7 protein-coding genes and 1 pseudogene are annotated in these 16,267 nt (G+C 60.3%); 4 read left to right on the top strand and 4 right to left on the bottom strand.

Annotated features, from left to right (window positions below; all coding sequences use genetic code 11):
- A pseudogene (locus C1X29_RS27430) lies at positions 1 to 770 on the top strand (hypothetical protein); the annotation flags it as partial.
- A 42-nt stretch (positions 771 to 812) separates the two neighbouring features.
- Here C1X29_RS27430 and C1X29_RS27425 read toward each other — a convergent pair.
- Together C1X29_RS27425 and C1X29_RS27420 are read right to left on the bottom strand one after the other, a co-directional pair.
- Positions 813 to 5,732, bottom strand: coding sequence for an NEL-type E3 ubiquitin ligase domain-containing protein (locus C1X29_RS27425; protein WP_306461041.1), 4,920 nt, complete (start codon positions 5,730 to 5,732; stop codon positions 813 to 815).
- 283 nt (positions 5,733 to 6,015) lie between these two features.
- Positions 6,016 to 9,141 carry a transglycosylase domain-containing protein gene (locus tag C1X29_RS27420; protein ID WP_102718875.1) on the bottom strand — a complete coding sequence of 1,042 codons (3,126 nt, stop codon included), beginning with the start codon at positions 9,139 to 9,141 and terminating at the stop codon, positions 6,016 to 6,018.
- A 434-nt stretch (positions 9,142 to 9,575) separates the two neighbouring features.
- Between C1X29_RS27420 and C1X29_RS27415 the strand changes: the two genes are divergently transcribed.
- Both C1X29_RS27415 and C1X29_RS27410 read left to right on the top strand, forming a co-directional pair.
- Entirely contained in the window at positions 9,576 to 10,997 is a 1,422-nt protein-coding gene (locus C1X29_RS27415) for an amino acid permease (RefSeq protein ID WP_102718874.1), read from the top strand.
- 171 nt (positions 10,998 to 11,168) lie between these two features.
- A complete protein-coding gene (locus C1X29_RS27410) occupies positions 11,169 to 12,674 on the top strand; it encodes a glucosyltransferase domain-containing protein (protein ID WP_102687192.1) in 1,506 nt (501 codons plus the stop codon).
- 11 nt (positions 12,675 to 12,685) lie between these two features.
- Here C1X29_RS27410 and C1X29_RS27405 read toward each other — a convergent pair whose 3' ends face one another.
- Positions 12,686 to 14,305: an FMN-binding glutamate synthase family protein gene (locus tag C1X29_RS27405; protein WP_064383868.1), complete on the bottom strand. Its 1,620-nt coding sequence runs from the start codon at positions 14,303 to 14,305 to the stop codon at positions 12,686 to 12,688.
- Between the two features lie 35 nt (positions 14,306 to 14,340).
- Complete coding sequence (locus C1X29_RS27400; RefSeq protein ID WP_011335770.1) at positions 14,341 to 15,141, bottom strand: LuxR C-terminal-related transcriptional regulator; 801 nt, start codon at positions 15,139 to 15,141, stop codon at positions 14,341 to 14,343.
- Between the two features lie 125 nt (positions 15,142 to 15,266).
- Here C1X29_RS27400 and C1X29_RS27395 point away from each other — a divergent pair, with 125 nt between their 5' ends.
- Positions 15,267 to 16,088: a carbon-nitrogen hydrolase family protein gene (locus C1X29_RS27395; RefSeq protein ID WP_085745287.1), complete on the top strand. Its 822-nt coding sequence runs from the start codon at positions 15,267 to 15,269 to the stop codon at positions 16,086 to 16,088.
- The last annotated feature ends 179 nt before the right edge of the window (positions 16,089 to 16,267 follow it).

Here is a 16,267-nt window from a genome sequence, read left to right as displayed (position 1 = left end):
CGCCCAGACCTTGTGAAGACGGGGCGATGGCCTCATACGGACCGGAGTTTTACCGGTTTTTCTGGTTCACGCCGTCCGACGTCGTGTGCAGCAAACCGTCCGCGTTCGAAATCCCGTGGATGACTTACGATTATCTCGACGTGGCCTATGAACTTCGCACACCGAACCCGCTGGGCATGTCGGCGGGAATTTACGCCGGTGAGCTCACCTATGGTGTGGGTCCAGGTCAGGACATCGATGCCGGCAACAACCTGTTGCCTGATACCTCCAGCCTGACTTTCCGGGTTCTTCTCGACGTGCAACATGTGCTGAAGGTCGATATCCCGCCCGGCGGCAACAGAATTGCGCTGGTACCCCAGGGCGGCTGGCAAGCCTGGCTGCAGCAGGGCAGTAAACCGACCCGGTTGTTTCGCGACCAGACCTTCAATATTTCGGCGTCCTCACGCTTCAAGATGTACTTCGAATGCGAGTACGCCGCCGTCGCCTCCTGCGCATTGCGCGACACGGTCAGCGGAGCGACCGACGCGCAGGTTTTCCTGAGCGTCAGCCTGCCCGACAGCATTGCCGACATGGCGGGCCACCCGGTCAAACGCCGTCCATTGAGCAACAGTCCCGAAGCCATGGCGTTCCAGCCGACCCGCTTCATGCAACGCGCGCCGGCCACGTTGCACTTCGAGATTCCGGGTGCCCATGTCGAACAGATGCTCCAGCCCGGGAAAGGCAAACGCTACGTCGGCAACGTCACGGTGATCTGGGATTCGGAGGTCTAGAACGTTGCAATGCCCTGAAGGTTTACCTTCAGGGCACCGTACTCAGATCCCGGCCCGGCTCATGGCTTCGCGGGTGAGCTGTCGGCTCAACTGTTTTTCCTGGTAGCCGATGTCACGCAGCAATCGCTCATAGGTGGCATCGCTCATGGCTTGCCCGGTGAGCACTTCCTTGTGTGGCACCGACAGTCTGTCGGCCAGATCCGTGAGGTTCTTTTTGAGAACTGCACGTTGTGCCGACGGCAGGTCAGCCGCTTGCACCCACTGTGTCTGGGCTGTTCGCAAGTCATCCAGCCAGTCGAATTTTTCCAGGTGCATGCGCTTGTTGGATTCGATTTCGCCCGGCCAGTTGTCGCGCAGATAGCGTTCCCAGAACGGCTGTTCAATCATCTGGTTGACCAGTCCGTCGCCTGCCTCGCGTTCGAGCACAGTATCGCGAGCGGTGGTGATCGTCTGGTTATCGACGCCGGCGGTGGGGCGAAACATCATGTCTTCAGACTGCCAGGGCAAGTCGAGACTTTTCGCCAGTCCGGTTTCATAGGCCAGGTGCACTTCGACTTCATCGGGATTGCCTCCGCGAGTGCGAATGTCGGCGCGGGCGATTTCGCCTACCTGATCAAGTCGCGATGCGCTTTTGGCCAGCGTCACCAGTTTGCGTTCAAGCTCTGCCCGGTTGGTCGAGTATGAGTAGGCTTCAGAGGCCAGTGTCTTGACCCCCATGTTGTTGAACAGCTGTGCGCCGGCGTCAGCGCAGCCTTCGGGATCGGTCGACATCAGGAACAGCTCTTCGCGCAATGGCGTGTCGATGTCCATGGCGCCGATCATCCGCCACACGCGGTCGGTCAGTTGATCATTGGCTTTGCCACCCGCTGTGTAGTCGGCCGAGTGGGTAAGATCTTCGATGATCGTGAAGAAACCGTCGGAATTCGGCTCCTCGGCGAGCTCGTGCCAGGCTTCGGGCCGATAGGTGCCAACGCCGGCCGTTTCATTGCGCAACGAGGTATCGACGAAAACGGGCCAGCGTTCCAGCAGGTCTTCCGCCGCCCGGGAATAAGTCATGCGCGAAGGGATGCCGACCGATGTCCTGTATTGCTCGTACCTGACACGCACCGCGTCAGAGAGTCTGTCGGCATAGACGCGGCTGCGGGCAATCAACCGTGCGCTGTCGGAGCCCAGCGGTACATTCGGGATGCGCTTGAGCGAATTGGCGCCCAGATCAAGAAAAAAGCCGCGTGGCCGGGGCTTGTCGAACAAGCCCGATGGCCAGCCTTCGAGGCCGGTGTCGATCAGGCTCAGCACCTTGAGTCGGGGCATGCGCTCGACATTCGGCGCAATGCCCAGTGGATTGTGATCGAGCCTGAGGGTTTCCATGCGCGTCATGTTGCGCAGTTGTTCGGCGTTGCTCGGGGTCAGTTGAATCTGGTTGTCGTTAAGGCGCAGGGTCTCCAGTTGCTGCATATGGCCGATGGTGTCCGGCAGAGAACTCAGCCCACAGTTTCTGGCACTTAATTGGCGGATATGCCGCAAGTCCTTCAGCAGACCATTCGGTCTGGTGGAGAACGTCGAGCCGTCCAGATTCACGGTCGTGATCTGTTCGAACCAGGATTTGAGTTCTTCCGGCAGTTGTCGCCACCAACGCTCGATATCCTTGGGCAGCCATTCGCTGGACAGGTCCAGCCGATAACCTTCCTGCATGCTGAGACTGCGCTCGCCGAATACTTCGGACTTGCGTTCGAAACACTCCAGCAGACGATCGGCGAGAAACTGTCCGCCGTTCCGTTGATAGTCCCAGTAAGTGCGAGGGATAGTGCTGTCCGGACTTTCAGGATCCCACTCGGTCAGATAGCGCTGACGCCAGGTTTCCAGTGTCTGCCTGAGCCGTTGAAGCTGCTGTTCCAGCAGTTTGATCTGTGAGTGGGGATCACCGTTCGCTTGCAGGGAACGGGTGAAGGCGAGTGCTTCGGCCTGATCGAAATGCGGATAGAGGTTTGCGACTTTCTCCTCTACGCTCAGTGCCGTTTTCGAGTGCCCCGGCCCGCGCAGCAGCAGCTCGGTTTGCAGAGGAACCCGAGGGCGGATGGGCGGCCGTGCGAGCAATGTCCTTCGTTCGGCAGGACGTTCGCTCATGACTTGCACCCACTGTTTGAGCGATTGCCCCTGGCCGAGGCGGTAGCCCAACGCGGCCCGCTTGTCGGCGGGCACGGCCAGCAGAATGGCTTCATACAGATCTGCAGGCGGATGCAGACTGTTGTCCCGGTCATCGCGCACTTCATAGCGGCCACGCTGATCCCTGATCAGTACACGCACGGTACTGGCCTTTTCGTTGCCGACACTGCAGCGAAGCGCGCCGTCATGAAAAAGCTCACGTACTTCAATGCGCAGATCAGCGAAGGCATCGGTGCGTTGCCTCAGGGCGCCAAGTATCAATCGCTCGGTATCGGGCAATCGTAATGCCGGCTCATACAATCCTTCAGTGGCACGCGCCGCGCTGACTTCAAAAGCACTTTCCCGGGCCTGGTCTTTCAGGCGCAGCGGGATCCGTCGCTCTTCGCGGATGATGGTCTGCTCGGCCGGTGTCGCGTCCCTCAGCAGCGCCTCGGCAACCCGGGAGGGCAGCTGTGGAAACTGTTGTTGCAGCAAGTGAACCTGGGCATCGCCAAGGTGATCATTGGCTTGATATTGATAGTTGAAAATTTCCGGGGTGCGCGTCTCCACTGCATCCGCCAGTTGGTTGCGCAGTGTCTGAGCCCGTTGCGCTCTGGGGTAGCTGCCACCGAGCAACGACTGCATCTCGGCGTCGTCGAGAAAATCCGTCAGCCGCTCCGGCAGCCTGCCAGCCAACAGGTCAGGCATGCCAATGCTCAGCGTCTGTCCGGCTGTCGCTTGCGGGTTGCCGTACAGGTGAAAATTTCCGTTCGAGTCAGCGCTTTCAAAAACCTTCAGCGCTTTGTCGGCCGGCCAGCCTGGCATGTCCGGGACCATTCGGCTGAACCAATAGGCGGTCGGGGCCAGTGGTTGTCCGGAGCGAATCAACTGGCCGACGTTGCGGGTTTCGTCCCACGTCCGAAAACGAGTCAGGGTATCGGCCAGCAGTGCCGGTGGCGGCGCGTTGTCCATATACATCCGGCGCAGTGATTCTGGCGAGGTGCCGCTGATGCTGCGCAGGTGTTCCAGTTCGGTGTCGCTGTATCCGTCCACGCTGTGACCCAACCGGCGCATCAGAATCGAACCTTCCCAGTCCTGTGGTTTTTCCCCCTCGTGTACCCACGCGCCCTGTTCGTTGTGGCGCAATTGTGGTGCGTACGCCTGCGGGCGAGTGGGATGCTGGACGCGATGGCGTCCGTTGCTGCGATCGAATTTCACTGCGTAATGCCGACCGTCGAGAGGCAGCAAGGTTTTGCCCGCAAATCGATACAGCCCGGATGCAGAAGGTTTCGCTGCCGGCGGTGGAACAGTGTCTGTTTGCGCGTATGGCGTGAGGTCGGTGTGCCACAAGCGGATTTTTTCGTCGTGTCCCGTCACCGGTTTCATGCCTTCGACCAGTGGCGAGAATTTCAGAATTTTTTTGGCGGCCAGGCCCCCGACGACAAATGCCGCCAGTTGCACCACATCGATGACGATACCTACGACATGCTCCGCCGCTTCGACCCAGTTTCTGTAACCAAGATCCACTGCGCTTTCGATGACTTCATTGGTCAACTGGAACGCCGTGTAGACCAGCATCGCAACGCCCAGATACGGCACGAACGGCATCAAGACGAACAACGACACGTTGAGAATGTCGCCGGCAATCTTCAGGACATTCTCCCACCAGGCCCAGCGTGCCTTGTCGTCGGCGTCGGCGGTCGCCACCGCAATCGCGCGTGAGTCGTTGAGTATCTTGTTGAGTCGCTGCTCGAAGAGGTACTTCCACAGCGGCGAACGGATCGGCGGTGCGCTGAATTGCAGTTGCGGTTTCTCCACCGGTGTTTCCCGCCATGATGGACGCGAATCGCCCGCTTCTTGCGGATACCATTTCACGTAGCTCAGACGTTGTTCGAGCCCGGCAAAAAAATGCCCACGCTGTTCATGATCGACAAACTGGCTGAAAAACTGCCGGTAGCTGAGCCCGGAGGAGGGTGATGTCGCATTGGCCCGAAGTTGCCGGGTCAGCTCTTGCATGAAGTCCAGGGTCGAGGCGTATTCCTTGAGCGGGTGATCCGGGTCGTGGGGAACATAGGCAATCATTTTCGGTGAGTGAGGCGCCTGTTCCGGATCCGGCCGAATGATCAGGATGCCGGTGAAAGTCAGATCCATCATGCCCAGGTCGCAAACCAGCATCGGCTGGCCGTCCAGTGTCAGAGTCTGACGGCCAAGCAACACTTCGCGGATCAGCGCATGGGCACTGTGACCGATGTCCTTTTTGAGCCGCGCCATCTGCGCAGCGGCCTTTAGCGTCGCTTTTTGGCTTTGCTCGACCCGTGTGCGCAGGTACGTTTCTGCTACCGGTTCCTTGTCCAGCAGGACTGTTTCGAGATGGCGCCTGTAGCGCGCACCAAGGTCCAGTTCCCGGCACAACGTCTGAAACTGACTCACGCTGATTGTCCGGTTGATCGGCGAGGAGTCGAACAAGTCGCGTGCGACGTCGGTTTTGGTAATGAAAGTCGAATAGTTTTGATAGTGCTCGTCGTGTGCGAAGTTATGCAATGCCGCATCAAGCATCGAAACCGTTCTGGCTTTGGAGGCTTTGTTGAAGTTATGGACGTACCAGGGCGTCTGAGCCGAAGCGTATAGCCTCAGATAGGTATTCTTGACGTCGACATCGATCTGGAACTGTTCGAGCAGCCTGGCCTTGAGCAAGGGCTCGGCGAAAGCGTAGACATCCTGAAGGCGCTCGAGCAGGCGGTCGATTCGGTTCTGTGCACCCCACGCCCGACGGTTATCGGCCGACATGCGTTCCAGCTCGCCGGCCGACGCATCGGTCATCCAGGATTCAAGCTGGAGGGGCGTATTGCCTAGCGCATGGGCACGGTGTAACTGCATATCGCTGAAGACCGGATCGATACGCGATTTAATTAAGTCGTAATGTTGCCCTTTATATGTGGATGTTGCAGTCATTGTGCAGGCCTTGAATAAGTAAAGAATTCTCAGCCTAACGTCCAATGAGCGGATTAATTAGTTTAAAAGCCTGTTGCCGAAGTGTCGGGTTAATGTCTGATTTATTGAATATTGGAATGCATAAAACACATAACTATTACCCTTCACAGGTTCAGTTAGTGGTCGATGCCACAGTCGCTGTTTGCGGCGCCAGACACTGCGAATCACTGCCCGGTTGCAGATACGGCATCAGAATCGGTGCCATCCCCTTGAGAACCTGCACCGGCAGGGCAGAAGTGAACTTGAAGTTCTCCGCCGAGCGCCCCGGCACGAACGCGGTGAGCGTGCCGAAATGGTGGTCACCGATGTAAAACACGAAGGTGGCCGTACGGTTGATCGATTTCGAGCTGAGAATCCGCCCGCCGGAGCCGATCGCTTCGATCCGGTTGTCGCCGGTGCCGGTCTTGCCGCCCATGACCAACGGTGTTCCATCGTTCAATTTGAAACTGCCGGAAACACGTTTGGCGGTCCCCGAGTCCACCACTTGCGACAACGCTTCGCGCATTGCCGTGGCGACTTCGGACGGCATCACCCGTTTGCCGACGTGAGGGTCATTGACCAGTTTCGTTTCGTAAGGCGTGCCGGCGGCAAAGTGCAGGCTGTCGATGCGCAGGGTCGGCATACGCACGCCGTCGTTGAGAATGGTGCCGATCAGCTCGGCCAGCGCAGCGGGGCGGTCGCCGGAGCTGCCGATGGCGGTGGCCAGCGACGGCACCAGGTGATCGAACGGATAGCCGACTTTCTGCCAGCGCTGATGGATCTCGAGGAACGCTTCGATCTCCAGCATCGTGCGGATCCGGCTGTCACGGGCGCCCTTGTGCTTGCTCTTGAACAGCCAGCTGTAGACTTCCTGACGCTCGAACTGGCTGGCCTTGACGATGTCCTTGAAGGTCGCGTCGGGATGGTTGAGCAGGTAGCCGATCATCCACAGGTCCAGTGGGTGAACCTTGGCGATGAAACCCTGATCCGGCAGGTCGTAGGTGCCGGGACCGTAGGCCAGGTAGAGCCGTTCCAGGCGTTCGTCGGTGAGTTTTTCGGTGATCTTCACGCCCTTGAGGTGCGAGCGCACAAAGGTGTTGAAGTCTTCCTGGCTGGCGTTGGGCAGCAGGTAACGGTGCACGGCGGCCATGCGGATCGGCGTCGGGCGCATGCTGTCGAGGAAGGTGTCGAGCCGGGCCTGGGTGTCCTTGTTGCGGTACTTCTTCCAGAACTTGAGCAGGAACGAAGTACCTTCGCGGTCGGCGAACGAGGCGAGGTATTCCTGACGGCGCGGGTCGCGATCGTCCTTGAGCAGCTCGGCGCTGTTGTTGGGACCGGAGTAGGTGGTGTAGCGCACCAGATCGCGCATCAGGCGAATGAACGGCAGGTTGATCGACTCACGCAGGGCATCGCGCAGGGTCGGCAGGCGGCCGTTGTCTTCCTTGCGAAAGTTATGGAACACATGCAAGCCGCCACCGGTGAAAAACGCCTCGCCGGGGCTGGCCGAATATTTGCGGTCGAGGGCGGCACCGAGCATTTTCGACAGGTCGTGATCCTTGTTCTGGATCAGGTAATCGATCACCCACTGGCTCAGGCGATCCTGATCCGGCACCTCGACTTTCTTCAGTTCCGGCACGGTCATGGCGCCGTATTTGTCATGCAGCTCCGCGATGATTTGCAGGTAGGTGGTCAGCACTCGCATCTTGGCCGTGGAGCCCAGTTCCAGTTTGCTGCCTTCGTTGATGTCGAACGGCTGGTCGGTGCTGTCGGTCTGCACCCGCACACGTGAACCGTCCGGGGTCAGTTCGAACAGGGTGAAGCTGTAACGCACCTGAGTAGTGCTGGTGGGTGTCAGCAGGCGTTCGCCCATCAGGCCGACTTCGGTGGCGTAGGCCGGGTCGGCGAGTTTTTTCAGGTAGGCGGTGGCCTGAGTTTGCAGCTCGCCTTGCAAGGTGCTGGTAGCAGACAGATCAAGACGGTCGAGGTCGTACAGCGGACGGTTGAGCATCGATGCCAACCGGCTGCGGGCGACACTGATGCCCTTGTTGGTTTCGATCGGTTGAATCGTCGGCTGGGTCTGCCAGTCGCGATAGCTGATGGTGCTGGCCAGCGCGGCATCGGCCAGGGCAGCGTCGATCACGCCGTTCTGTTTGAGCAGGCGCAAGTGGCTGTTGGTCAGTTCGACCAGTTCTTCACGGCCCTTGGTCAGGTAATGCGAAGGACGGCGCTGGGCGATCATCAGCGAGAGCATTTCGCGCAGGGCCAGACCTTTTTCCGCCATGGACTGCGGATCGGTCGCTGAGCTGGAAAGTTTGCGGTTGGCCTCGTTGAAATCGGCGCCATACCAGACCCGCAGGCCCTCGGCCATGCCGTGCACTTCGCCATGCCCCGGCACCGCCGACAGCGGCACGCTGTTGAGATAGTCACGAATGATGTTCTGCCGCGCGGGCAGGGTGTCCGGACCGCCCTGATAGGCGCGCACGCTGGCGGAAATCATCTGGCGGATCTTCTCCGCGCCGGACACCGTCAGGCCATCGGGCGAATGGCGGTATTTCTCAAGCTGGGTGGCCAGGGTACTGCCCCCGGCCGACTGCCCTGGCAAGTGCAGCAATTTGGCAACCTGCGACCACGCGGCCATGCCGAAGCGCGGCCAGTCCACCGCCGGGTTGGCCAGCGGTTGCCTGGGGTCGAGCAGGAAGCGGTTTTCGATGAACAGCAGGCTGTTGACCACCACCGGCGGGATCGAGTCGAAGCTTGCGTACAGCTGCTGCGGATAGTTGTACTGATACAGCGGCGCGGCGCGGCAATCGGTGATCGACAGCCCGGCCTGGATCTTTTCGGAGTAGGGCACGAACAGGCCCTTGTCGGTGTAGTTGAGCAGGGCCGGGGAGAAGCGCGTCTGCTCGGTGATGACGTAGTTGCGCTTGATCAGCCGTGGCAGGAACTCGTCCAGCGAGCTGTATCCCAGACGCAGATCGAATGGCCCGTTGCCCGGATAGCGGATCGCTTCACTGGGCCCCGGTTGCAATTCGTACTTGAGTTTGGCGGCGTACTGGCTGACCTCCCGGGACTGAAAACGCGAGGTGCGCATTTCCTTCATCGCAGCCAGGGCCACGACAATCGCAATGATCACCAACAGGAGCCAGAAAGCCTTCCACCCATGCCGGTTACGACGGGGTTTTTCAGGTACAGGCGCTTCATCCACACGTTCAGTCGGAACCACTTTTTCACTCGAATCGGTTTGCCACAAAGCGCCCATAGTCGATTGATCCATTCACGCAGATTGATCGGACTTGACTGAAGCTTAGTCGGTGGTTGGCGTCGGTGAAAAAATTGTGAAGAACGGTGGCCGGCTTCATCTGAACAAATCTTCAAACCCGGTTGCGGCATGACGTTGCACCATTGCTGTGCAATACTCGGCGCCCATTTGCGCGGTGAATAATCCTCGAAATGCAGGATGGTTTGTCTCGTAAACCTGTGAATTGACGAGGTTTACGTCTGAATCAGATGCCTTATAGAGTGAAAAAACCTGTCGCAAGCTTTTTATACTGCACGCCCCGCTGATCCCGCAGGTTGCTTCTGCGGGACGGTTCTGCCCACGAAGCAGGGCCGGTATTTACCCAGGCGCAGGCTTATCGGCCGACGCTTGAACACTCGGTGGTCACATCCAATAACAAGACGAGGAAGTCCCCCATGCCAGTCGGCAATCACCCGCCCCATGGCGAAACCGCTCAAGGCGGTCCGCTCAAACGCGAACTCGGTGAACGGCATATTCGCCTGATGGCGCTCGGCGCCTGCATCGGTGTCGGTCTGTTTCTCGGTTCGGCCAAGGCCATCGAAAAGGCCGGCCCGGCGATCATGCTCTCGTACATCATCGGCGGTCTGGCGATCCTGGTGATCATGCGCGCCCTCGGCGAAATGGCCGTACACAACCCGGTCGCCGGCTCCTTCAGCCGTTACGCACAGGATTATCTCGGCCCGCTGGCGGGCTTTCTCACCGGCTGGAACTACTGGTTCCTGTGGCTGGTGACCTGCGTCGCCGAAATCACCGCGGTGGCGGTCTACATGGGCATCTGGTTCCCCGATGTCCCGCGCTGGATCTGGGCGCTGGCGGCGCTGGTCAGCATGGGCTCGATCAACCTGATCGCGGTGAAGGCCTTCGGTGAATTCGAGTTCTGGTTCGCCCTGATCAAGATCGTCACCATCATTGCCATGGTGCTTGGCGGCATCGGCATCATTGCCTTCGGTTTCGGTAACGATGGTGTGGCGCTGGGGATTTCCAATCTTTGGGCCCACGGCGGCTTCATGCCCAACGGCGTGACGGGCGTGCTGATGTCCCTGCAAATGGTGATGTTCGCCTACCTCGGTGTGGAAATGATCGGCCTGACCGCCGGTGAAGCGAAGAACCCGCAGAAGACCATCCCGAATGCGATCGGCTCGGTGTTCTGGCGGATCCTGCTGTTCTACGTCGGTGCGCTGTTCGTGATCCTGTCGATCTACCCGTGGAATGAAATCGGCACCCAGGGCAGCCCGTTCGTGATGACCTTTGAACGTCTGGGCATCAAGACCGCCGCCGGCATCATCAACTTCGTGGTGATCACCGCGGCGCTGTCGTCGTGCAACGGCGGCATCTTCAGCACCGGGCGTATGCTTTACAGCCTGGCGCAGAACGGCCAGGCGCCGGCCGGTTTCGCTCGCACCTCGAGCAACGGCGTACCGCGTCGCGCATTGCTGCTGTCGATCTTCGCGCTGCTGCTGGGCGTGCTGCTCAACTATCTGGTTCCGGAAAAAGTCTTCGTCTGGGTGACTTCAATTGCCACCTTCGGCGCGATCTGGACCTGGGTGATGATCCTGCTGGCCCAGCTGAAATTCCGCAAAGGCCTGAGCGCCACTGAACGGGCCGGCCTGAAGTACAAGATGTGGCTGTTCCCGATCAGCTCGTATCTGGCGCTGGCGTTCCTGGTGCTGGTAGTCGGTCTGATGGCGTACTTCCCGGACACTCGCGTGGCACTTTATGTAGGTCCGGCGTTCCTGGTGCTGCTGACCGTTTTGTTCTACGTGTTCAAGCTGCAACCGAACGATGCGTCCCAGGGCGCGGTGCGTTCGGCTTCGTAATTCGTTGTTGCTGAAACTCGAAAGCCCCGGTCGAAAGTCCGGGGCTTTTTCGTGGGTGCGAGGTTGATGCCGCTGGTCTGAAAACGCCGCAAAAAACGACTTCTGATCCAGAGTCATGTTCGAAGGTTTAGCTACGTTGTTTCCAGCGCAGCCGTGAACAGAGGCGCAGGTATGAGGATGAGCGATTTTCTCGTACGAGAACTCGGCCGCCGTCAGGTCGTGCTGTTCTTCCTGCTCGCCACGCTGCTGTACATCCTGCCGCTGATTCTTGCCGACTTCCCCTACATCGACGATAACTGGCGCACGCTGGCCGCCGGCAACGCTTGGGCCGGGCAGGGGCGGTTGTTCATGGACTGGTTGTATCAGGCGCTGACCTTCACCGACGCTGCGCCGAATATTTTTCCTCTGCCGCTGTTGCTTGCCGCCGTAGCGATGTCGTTCGCTTTGACCCGGCTGACCTTCCACTATTTTCCCGAACCGACGCTGGCCTGTTGTCTGGTGCCGTTGCCGCTCTGGTACAACCCGTTTCTGTTGCAGAACCTGTCCTATCAATACGACGGGGCCGGCATGGCCCTGAGTCTGGTCGCGGTGATTTACGCGATCACGTTTTGCGGCGCTTCGCGCATTCAGCGATGGCTGGTGCCGTCGGCGTTGCTGGCGCTGGCGATCGGGTTGTATCAGATCAGCCTCAATGTGTTTCTCGGGCTGTGTTGCCTTGAATTGCTCAGGAATGTTCACGGGCGAATGCCGTGGTCAGCGCTCTGGTGCCAGTCAGGCTGGAGGCTGGCGCAGCTGCTGCTGGCGGTGTCGATCTACAGCGTCACGGCCTATCCGTTCACGGACCACGGGCGCACGCAGTTGCTGAATGCGAGCGCTGATCCGTTGCTGCAGATCGGCATCAATATCGGTCGGGTGATAGAGAAAGTTGCGCTGCTGTTTCACGGCGGCTACACGGCGATTTTTATTGTGCTGGTGCTGTGCGCCGTGTTCGGCGCCGTGCAGTTGGGGCGGCAGATTCGCGAGCGCAACATGTCCCGCGCCAAGGGTTTGCTCTTGAGCTTCAGCTGTCTGCTGGCGTTGCCGTTGATTGTGCTGCTGGTGCCGGGCATGACGCTGCTGTTTCGCGACTTCAACGAAGGCGCGCGCACCCTGATGGGATTCGGTGTGCTGCTGATGTTGCTGTTCTATCTGGCCTGGCTGGGGTTGATGCCGCTGCATCAACGGTTGCCTTTGGTGTTGGCGATTCCGCTTCTGGCCATGCTGTCGTTGTCCTTCGCTTATGGCCGGGCGCTGACGATGGAGAAAGCCTTCGCCAGCAATGCGCTCTATAGCCTGAGCCACGACATCTCGTCCCATCGCGAACTGCGCGAAGCCAAACGGATTTATATCTCGGTGACGTACTCCGACCGCTGGCTGGCGGGGGCGGTGGGTACGTTCAAACAGTTGCCGGTGCTGCACTACCTGCTGAACATCGACTACTTCATGCTCGCCGAAAACCTGCCCTCGGCCGGCATCACCAACGTGGTCGCCGAGCGCGAACGGCGCAACGCGACCCACGTCGGTCTGATGGGCTATCCACCTTTGGTGGACAGCCTCTATTACCGCCTCTACCTGATTGGCGACTACGGCTTCATCGTGATGAAGGAACCGTCCCATGGCCGCTTGCTGCAATGGTGACCGTTCAGAGTCTAGGCCGCCGCGATTTCCTGCGGTTCGAAACTGTCCGCCCGCGCCATCTGCCACATCCGCGAATAGAACTCGCCGTTCACTTCCCCGGTGAGCAATTCCCCTGGTTTCAGGAACACGTGCAACTGCGAGAACAGTTTGATTTCGGTCGCCGACATGCGCCGCACCAGATGCTTGGCCGACAGTTGCGACGGATGATCGAGTCCGGCGGCGGCGAGCATTTCCGCCAGGGCCTTGAGCGTATTGCGGTGGAAGTTGTAGACCCGCTGGGCTTTGTCCGGCACCACCAGCGCGCGCTGGCGCAGGGTGTCCTGGGTGGCGACGCCGGTCGGGCATTTGTTGGTGTGGCAGCTTTGTGACTGGATGCAGCCGATGGCGAACATGAAGCCGCGCGCCGAGTTGGCCCAGTCGGCGCCGATGGCTAGCACGCTGGCGATGTCGAAGGCACTGACGATCTTGCCACTGGCGCCAAGCTTGATCTTGTCGCGCAGGTTCAGGCCCACCAGAGTGTTGTGCACGAACAGCAGGCCTTCGCGCATCGGCACGCCGATGTGGTCGGTGAACTCCACCGGCGCGGCGCCGGTGCCGCCTTCCTTGCCATCGACCACGATGAAGTCCGGCAGGATGCCGGTTTCCAGCATGGCCTTGGCGATGCCCATGAACTCCCATGGATGGCCGAGGCAGAACTTGAAGCCCACCGGTTTGCCGCCGGACAGTTCCCGCAGTTGCTGGATGAAATGCATCATCTCGATCGGCGTGGAGAACGCGCTGTGGCGCGACGGCGAGATGCAGTCTTCGCCCATCAGGATGCCGCGGGTGTCGGCGATTTCCTGGGTGACCTTGTGCTTGGGCAGAATCCCGCCGTGGCCGGGTTTGGCGCCCTGGCTCATCTTGATTTCGATCATCCGCACTTGCGGGGTCTGCGCCTGGGCGGCGAAACGTTCCGGGTCGAAACGGCCGTCGCTGGTGCGGCAGCCGAAGTAGCCGCTGCCCAGCTCCCAGGTCAGGTCGCCGCCGTGTTCGCGGTGATAGGGGCTGATGCTGCCTTCGCCGGTGTCGTGGGCGAAGTTGCCGAGTTTGGCACCCTGGTTCAGCGCGCGGATCGCGTTGGCGCTGAGCGAGCCAAAGCTCATGGCCGAGATGTTGAACACCGACGCCGAGTACGGCTGGGTGCACTGCGGGCCGCCGACGGTGACGCGGAAACTGCTCGGGTCGCTCAACGGCGCCGGGCGCATCGAGTGGCCGATGAATTCGAAACCGGATTGATAGACGTCGATCAGGGTGCCGAACGGTTTGTCGGCGGTTTCATTCTTCGCTCGCGAGTACACCAGCGAACGCTGGGCGCGGGAGAAGGGCAGGGCGTCGCTGTCGGATTCGAGCAGGTACTGGCGGATCTCCGGGCGGATGCCTTCGACCAGATAACGGATGTTGCCGAGGATCGGATAATTGCGGCGCACCGCGTGCGGGCTCTGCATCAGGTCGAACAGGCCTATCAGGCTCAATACGCCGGTAACGGCGGTGATCGGCCACAGCCAGTCGTGTTCGAGAAAGGGCAGGCTGGCGAGGGTGAAAATCACGCAGACGGCAAAGAAGGCGTAGCGGCTCAGGAGTGACAGGCTCATACGGTTTCCTTGGTTCGGACGGTTTTTTGCGGCAGTCAGGCGTTCTGCGCCTGCAGAAAGATCGAAAACAGCTCCGACTGGGATTTGATCCCCAGCTTGCTGTACATGTGTTTCTTATGGACTTTCACGGTTTCAACAGAGATTTCCAGCTTACGGGCGATTTCTTTACTGGAGCAACCGCTGAGCATCAGGCGCCCGACGTCCAGTTCCCGGGCGGTCAATTGCGCGCCCTTGAGTTGCTGCACCGACGCTTCGAGCTGCACCCGCCAGTCCGGTTGCGCAGGCGCCGGGGCCAATGCCACGGTTTCGTTGATTTCATAGGGCAGGCGCTGGCGCAACAGGCCGAGCACCCACGGCTGGATCAGCGACAGCAGGGCAATCTGCTCGCCGGTGAAGCGTTGCTGGCTGCCCAGCGACAGGCACAACGTGCGGTCGCCTTCGAGTTGGCAATTGAACTGGATTTCGTCGGCCACCACATTCAGACGAAAGTATCGCTGGTAATACTCGGTCAGTTCGAAGTGCTCCGGCGCGACCTCCGACAGGCGATACAAACCGGTGCGCGACTGCTCACGGCAGGCGATGTAGAACGGGTCGAGCAGATAAAGACCGCGCAGATAATCCTGAAACAGCTGGTCGGGACTGCCGTCGGCGCCGGGGCATTCGGCGAACACCTGCGGGTGGCGGTCGGCGCTGAACAGCAGCGCCACCCAGCTATCGAACGGCACGTACTGGTCAAGCAGGCGCACCAGTTGCGCCCAGAAGTTCGGCTTGTCGAGGGCGTCGATCAACTGCCCGACGGCGCGGTGCCAGGTGATGTCGTCAAACGAAAGAGTCATGCCTCTACCCCTATCGGGTTACCCCGGCCGCGTAATTCCCTGGCCGGTCGAATGCGAAGCATACTGGCCCACAGACAGCCGCCGGGCAATCTTTCGGCGCCCGGCGCTCATAACAAGGACTCCCCATGAAAGTCGAACTCGCCCAGCTGGCGGGCCGTGACAAAGACACGGCGTACAACCTCGAACGCGCCCTCGCCGCGATGGCGGCCTGCGCCGTCGACACGCAATTGATCGTGTTCCCCGAGACCCACCTGATGGGCTTCCCGACCGCCGACACCGTGGCGCAGATCGCCGAACCGCTGGACGGCCCGACCGTCAGCGCCGTGCAGGTCGCCGCCCGTGAACGCAACCTCGCCGTGGTGATCGGCATGGCCGAGAACGACAACGGCCGCTTCTACAACACCACGCTGCTGATTACCCCCGAAGGCATCGCCCTGAAATACCGCAAGACCCACCTCTGGGCCTCGGATCGCGGTGTGTTCGAGGCCGGTGACCGTTACGCCACCTGCCTGTGGAACGGCGTGCGGGTCGGTCTGCTGATCTGCTACGACATCGAGTTCCCGGAGTCGGCCCGGGCCCTGGCGCAACTGGGCGCCGAATTGCTGATCGTGACCAACGGCAACATGGACCCATACGGTCCGACCCACCGTACCGCGATCATGGCCCGGGCTCAGGAAAACCAGGCGTTTGCGCTGATGGTCAATCGGGTGGAAGCCGGGGATGACGGGTTGATGTTTGCCGGCGGCAGTGCGCTGGTGGACCCGCTGGGCACGGTGCTGTTCGAGGCCGGGCGTGAGGACGGGCGGTTCAGTGTCGAGCTGGATTTCGGCCAGCTGGAGCTGGCGCGCAAGGATTATCGGTATCTGGATGATCAGCGGTTGAGGTTGCCGGGGGAGGTGGTGGAGCGGGATGGTGGTGTTCGGGAGCTTTTGATTCCTGCCCGATGAACCGCTGCCCTCACCCTAACCCTCTCCCGGAGGGAGAGGGGACTGACCGAGGTGCTCGCTCAAGTTACGTCGACCTGAAATTCCGAGTGAACTCAGGTCTTGAAAAGCATGGAGATCGGCTCCCTTTCCCCCTCGCCCCCTTGGGGGCGGTCCGACGTTTCGGGAGGGCTGGGGTGAGG

The organism is Pseudomonas sp. GW456-12-10-14-LB2, from assembly GCF_002884345.1.
Lineage (GTDB): Bacteria > Pseudomonadota > Gammaproteobacteria > Pseudomonadales > Pseudomonadaceae > Aquipseudomonas > Aquipseudomonas paraglycinae.
The sequence above is the reverse complement of the archived record's forward strand: the minus strand, read 5'-3'. Positions and strand labels throughout refer to the sequence as shown.

Excerpts from the sequence above, each read along its gene's own strand:
- C1X29_RS27410 (WP_102687192.1), top strand. The coding sequence starts at position 11,169 with ATGAGGATGAGCGATTTTCTCGTACGAGAACTCGGCCGCCGTCAGGTC.
- C1X29_RS27420 (WP_102718875.1), bottom strand. The coding sequence starts at position 9,141 with ATGGGCGCTTTGTGGCAAACCGATTCGAGTGAAAAAGTGGTTCCGACT.
- C1X29_RS27425 (WP_306461041.1), bottom strand. The coding sequence starts at position 5,732 with ATGACCGATGCGTCGGCCGGCGAGCTGGAACGCATGTCGGCCGATAAC.
- C1X29_RS27395 (WP_085745287.1), top strand. The coding sequence starts at position 15,267 with ATGAAAGTCGAACTCGCCCAGCTGGCGGGCCGTGACAAAGACACGGCG.
- C1X29_RS27415 (WP_102718874.1), top strand. The coding sequence starts at position 9,576 with ATGCCAGTCGGCAATCACCCGCCCCATGGCGAAACCGCTCAAGGCGGT.
- C1X29_RS27400 (WP_011335770.1), bottom strand. The coding sequence starts at position 15,141 with ATGACTCTTTCGTTTGACGACATCACCTGGCACCGCGCCGTCGGGCAG.
- C1X29_RS27405 (WP_064383868.1), bottom strand. The coding sequence starts at position 14,305 with ATGAGCCTGTCACTCCTGAGCCGCTACGCCTTCTTTGCCGTCTGCGTG.